Source organism: Bacillus sp. DJP31 (assembly GCF_049310945.1).
In the GTDB taxonomy this organism is placed as follows: domain Bacteria; phylum Bacillota; class Bacilli; order Bacillales; family SA4; genus Bacillus_BS.
The window spans coordinates 1-1,116 of record NZ_JBMERO010000088.1 but is presented as its reverse complement, the minus strand read 5'-3'; the positions used below and the strand labels follow the sequence as shown (position 1 = coordinate 1,116).

The following is a 1,116-nucleotide window of genomic DNA, read 5'->3' as shown; positions in this document are numbered from 1 at the left end:
TAGACAGGAATAGTTTCCACTTTTTTTGGTAGGGAAATCGACAAAAATACAACTTCACCGTTTCACCGACGCCCGCATACTCGACAGTCACTTCAAAGTAGCGTGTGTTTCTTTTACGACAACGCTTTTCTTTCCCTTCATTCTGAAGGGCTTTTAGTAGTTGTTTGGCGTTCAATTCCTGTCCGTTGTAAGTGTATTTTCTGAAATCCTTTTTCATGGCACAAATAAGGTGCAACGCACCATTCTTAATCCCTCTAACGGTTGAGATGAATCCCTTACTTGGGAACCAGCTATCGACTAAAACATAGTTGGCCTGAAATCCATGTTTCACAGCTCTTTTAAGCATCTTAATCCCGCTGGTAATCTTGTCCACATCACACTCTTTCTTGCGCTTGGCTCCATTGGACCGGGGATCCCTTATTTTAGTGTATTGTTCTTTCCAATGCTTTTTTTTCTGTGGTTTTTCTGCATGCAGGCTAAAATCAAGTGGCGTAAAACTTGTCCCGTCAAACAGCCCCAGCGTTAAGTTCTTATACCCAAGTGTACTTTTCTTCCGACCCGCTACGTGATCATGAACATAGGAAATCTTTTCAATTTTCCGACCCGTACGGATATCAATCGTGTCATCCAAAATAAAGGCTGCTTTTTTGGCCATTTCCTTGTTCGGATTCACTGATTTTTGAAATTGCTTTGCGACATTTAAAAGTAGATTGCGCCAAGGCATGCGCTCGTTATTTTTCTGACGGTAAAGAGCATCCTTTTTCATACCTGCCATGTTTTGATAACCGCTTTTATAAAGGGCGTTAACACTAGTGATTAGCATGAGTGGAAGCAACAACAATAAAGTCATAATGTCGGTGACAGAATGGCCTTGTTGTTTTTTAAATCCGACCCGATGACAAAGGGAACGAAATTTAAATTCTTTCATCGCATTTTGTATAATAGAGTCAATAGAAAAACCATGTGATTGAAATATTTTTTCGATTTCTTTTACATTATTCTGCATGATAACACGTCCTTTTTGTTTAATTTGGAATGGTACCTTAATTATACCAAAAAGTCAGTGTTCATGCGGGTTTTTCTTGCCTTTTCGTCTCTTTCGAAGAGGCTTTTTTT

Annotated in this window: 1 protein-coding gene; it reads right to left on the bottom strand. The window is 39.2% G+C overall.

Annotation, left to right across the window (positions count from 1 at the left end; translation table 11 throughout):
* Nucleotides 1–1,006 (bottom strand): IS4 family transposase (locus ACOI1C_RS22530; RefSeq protein WP_422512872.1); only part of this gene is annotated, 1,006 nt, incomplete at its 3' end.
* Between the last annotated feature and the right edge of the window lie 110 nt (nt 1,007–1,116).